At 33.0% G+C, this 3,907-nt stretch carries 4 protein-coding genes and 1 pseudogene; all 5 read left to right on the forward strand.

The window, feature by feature from the left end; genetic code table 11:
• Positions 1–48: 48 nt before the first annotated feature.
• A pseudogene (locus DXD25_RS15925) lies at positions 49–933 on the forward strand (EpsG family protein); the annotation flags it as partial.
• Between the two features lie 8 nt (positions 934–941).
• The gene (locus DXD25_RS15930; RefSeq protein WP_117664346.1) at positions 942–1,874 is read left to right on the forward strand and encodes a glycosyltransferase family 92 protein; all 933 of its coding nucleotides are present in this window, start codon (positions 942–944) and stop codon (positions 1,872–1,874) included.
• Between the two features lie 11 nt (positions 1,875–1,885).
• On the forward strand, positions 1,886–2,905 hold the full coding sequence (locus tag DXD25_RS15935; RefSeq protein ID WP_117664347.1) for a Coenzyme F420 hydrogenase/dehydrogenase, beta subunit C-terminal domain: 1,020 nt from the start codon (positions 1,886–1,888) through the stop codon (positions 2,903–2,905).
• A gap of 308 nt (positions 2,906–3,213) precedes the next feature.
• Positions 3,214–3,447 carry a DapH/DapD/GlmU-related protein gene (locus DXD25_RS17585; RefSeq protein ID WP_370453434.1) on the forward strand — a complete coding sequence of 78 codons (234 nt, stop codon included), beginning with the start codon at positions 3,214–3,216 and terminating at the stop codon, positions 3,445–3,447.
• A gap of 16 nt (positions 3,448–3,463) precedes the next feature.
• A complete protein-coding gene (locus tag DXD25_RS15945; RefSeq protein ID WP_117664349.1) occupies positions 3,464–3,895 on the forward strand; it encodes a serine acetyltransferase in 432 nt (143 codons plus the stop codon).
• The last annotated feature ends 12 nt before the right edge of the window (positions 3,896–3,907 follow it).

Here is a 3,907-nt window from a genome sequence, read left to right on the forward strand (position 1 = left end):
CATTTTCAATCGATTACATAAGAATTAACAGAGTATTGTTATTATACATCCCTACCTTTTTGGGTGGCATTTGTCTTGTATAGTGCTCTTTTGATAGGTGGTATATTATTGCTGTTAAAAGTTTATAGGAAAGCAGCAATTTGGGCTTTGCCTTTATTCTTTATCTTAACCCCATCAGCAGAAAATTTAATTAGACAATATATAGCAGTTTCATTTATTTTGTATGCTTACTATTTCTACTTAGTTTCTAAAAAGAAGAAGATGTGGTTGTGTTTGTGTGCTATACCATTGATTCATTTTAGTGGAATTATTGTTGTTACCGTGTTTGTAACTTTAGTATATCTTCCGCATAAGATTGTAGAACAGATTGCAAAGAAAAAAATGATACTTTGTGGAATGCTTCTTCTCTTTTTGTATTGTTACTATTTTTGGGACTCTTCTAATCTCTCGTATTTTGTAGATTTTATTCAAAACAATGTAAATTTAGATAGTGAGAAAGGGTCTAATTATGTAGAAAATGCAGATCGTTGGTTTTCAGAAGAAGGAAGTATTTCCAATGTGTTAGGAAACAAAGCCGTAGTAATTGGATTTGTGAATCAAGTAGTAAGTTTAGTGACATATTGTTCTATCATTGTATTTGGCTTTTTGGCACAAAAAAAAGACAATAACATATTCGTAAGTTTTTATTTTAGCTATTTTGCCATTATGCTAAAAACTATTGGTGGAGACATCGAAATGTTTGGTAGATTTTATAATATGTTTATTGTGTTGATGCCTCTATTGATAGGTATATATATGTATAAACTCGCCAGTAAAACCGCATTGAAGAATGCACTAATGATAGTTTATGCTTTGAACTTTTTATGGTATGGCTTTTTGCGTGAAATAGTTAACACCTCCATGTTTGGCTATGGCTTTGTATGGGATAAATAATATATGTAATGAATAGGATAGAATCTTTTATTAAAATGCTCTTATACAACTCTATTTGCAAAAGTTATATAAAGTTGTTTGGTAAGCATGACAAACGAGTAATGAAATACCGTGTTTCATTATGTTTAATTTTTAAGAATGAAGCCCCTTTTTTGAAAGAATGGCTTGATTATCATCTCACCATAGGAGTAGATCATTTCTACTTATATAATAATAATTCTGATGATGATTTTAAGAGAGTTTTAAGACCTTATATTGATAAAGGGGCTGTTACCTTAATAGACTGGCCATACGACCATTCTCAATTTAAGGCATACAAACATTGCTATGAGAGTTTTCGCAATGAGACAAATTGGATTTCTTTCTTGGATGCAGATGAATTCTTTGTACCTAAGTATGCTAATACTATAGAAGAATGGTTGAAGCCGTTTGATAAATATCCTGCTATAAACATTCATTGGAGAATGTTTGGTACTGGAGGTAAACTGGAACATGATTATTGTAAAAATGTGATAGAGCAATATTTCACCTGTTTCGATGAGCTTTATTCTCATGGCAAGTGTCTGATTAATACTCGTTATAATATAGCAAGTTTTGATTTGTGGCATGTACATCACCACACTTATATGAAATATTCCATTTGTGGAGTAAAGATAACTCTCCCTGCTGTAAATCAGTTTGGGTATATCTGTACCATTGATAAAACATGGGGTGGAGGTCGACATAAGCAAGAAAATGCAACAATGTTGATAAACCATTATTTTACTAAGGCATGGGATATTTATAGTGCTAAGATGCACCGTTCTGATGTGTTGTTCGAGAAGAATCCGAAGGCAGATTACAATTATTTCTATAAATATGAAATGAGATGTAGAACAGAAGATTATACGATTCGTCGTTTCTTGATACGAATGAAAATTAATCAAGGTTTAATCAAATAATAGTTTAAAACATGACAGAGACTTACATAGGATATGCCTATGATAATAATACAAGATATGAATCTGCTTCAGGGGGTATAACAAGCTCCATTGTAAGATATCTCTTTGATTCAAAACAGATAAATACATACCTGTCTTGTGAGTTTGTTACAGAAAAATGCCGTTATGAGCCGAAATTGATATATTCTTTTGAAGAATATGAAATGGTAGGATCAGTATATCAAGATATGGATTTGGTAGGATTTATAAGAAAACACATTTCTGAGATTCGTGGTCGCATTCTTGTTGTGTGTTCTCCATGTTTTGTTAGAGCCATACGAAGTATATTAAGAAGAGCAAATATTGAATCCATAATCATTGACTATTTTTGTTCTGGTCAGACAACATTGGATGGTACTTATTGTTATTATAAGTTTTTAGGTATATCAAAATCACAGGTTAAAAATATTAGGTATCGAGGTGGAGGATGGCCAAACGGCATAGATATAACATTAAATGATGGTAGCCATATAAAAAGAACTAACTATACTGAGCCTTGGATAACTATGCATGATTCTGGTATATTTACTCCGAAGAGATGTTTCTATTGCAAACAGGTAGAGAGTAAGGATGCAGATATTTCAGTGGGTGATCCTTGGCTGAAAGAATATTTGGAAAATGAAACTGTGGGGGCTTCACTTTTCTTGGTACATTCTGAATATGGCAAGAATATTATAAACAATTTGTTTAAACAAAATGTTGTACTGGCAAGTAAAGTTGATTATCATCTTTTTGAAAAGTCACAATGGCCTACAGTAAAAAGAAAGGGAAATATAGCTAAAGAAAAACGTTTTTATGATTTGCAATTAAAATTGTTATCAAAATCCTGGTATTCTAGATGGGCAAAGAAGAACTTTAATAATATGAAAAGACATCGCCTTTTTGTGCTATATTTTTTGCATCCTTATTGTCAAACTAAAAATATGAGTATGAAGCAAATTGTAATAAAAGCAACATCAAAAATAATTAATAAAATTAAAATGGGGGGGTAAGATGGTATTGGAAAAATAAGCTTGGTGCAATGGGGGAACATTGGACAAAAGCTTCTGGTGTAGTTATACAGAATCCTCAGTGCATTTTCTTTGGCTGTGATGTTGGCATTGGGAAAAATACTTATTTTATTCCTATTGTTGAGCATCTTGGCAACAAATACTCTCCGAAAATAACTGTTGGGGATGGTACATGGATAGGAATACGAAACAGTTTTGCCGCCATACATGGCATCACTATCGGTAAGAATGTATTGTTTGCTGGTTATGTACATGTTACAGACCATAGTCATGGCTACGAGGATATTAATATGCCAATATCCAAGCAGCCATTGATTAGTAAAGGACCTGTCATCATAGAGGATGAGTGTTGGTTAGGTTTTAGTTGTGAGATATTATCGGGAGTGCATATTGGGCGACATTCTATTATTGCTGCAAGAGCCGTAGTAACAAAAGATGTTCCACCTTATTCTATTGTTGCAGGTAACCCTGCACGGATTGTTAAAAAATATAATTTTGAAACTAACAAATGGGAAAGAAATTGACCCATAAAATGAAACTATGAATGAATTTAAAAAGGTTTTCCTCTTAGTTAAGGCTGATTTTAAGGTGTGGGCGGAATGGCTTAATGTTCCTCAGAGTATTGGAGGTTTTTTAAAGCTGATGTATCATTATCCGGAATACAGACGTCTAGTATATTATCGTCTTGAATACAGACAGTCTCCTATGCTGAAGATTACCAAAAGAATAGTTAGTCTCTTAAAACCATCCACTCTGAACCTATATTTTTGTAATGCTAATATAGGAGAAGGACTTCGTATTATGCATGGTTTTTCGACGATAGTTAATGCAAAGAAAATAGGAAAGCATTGTGTGATAAGTCAACAGGTGACAATAGGTTGGTCACAAAGTGGGCTTCCTACTATTGGTGATTATTGTAAGGTGTATGCTGGTGCAAAGATATTGGGGGAGGCCGTCCGAAAACTTAATTAGGGAAGCAAACAA

Origin of the sequence: Prevotella sp. TF12-30 (assembly GCF_003436715.1) — a bacterium.
In the GTDB taxonomy this organism is placed as follows: domain Bacteria; phylum Bacteroidota; class Bacteroidia; order Bacteroidales; family Bacteroidaceae; genus Prevotella; species Prevotella copri_A.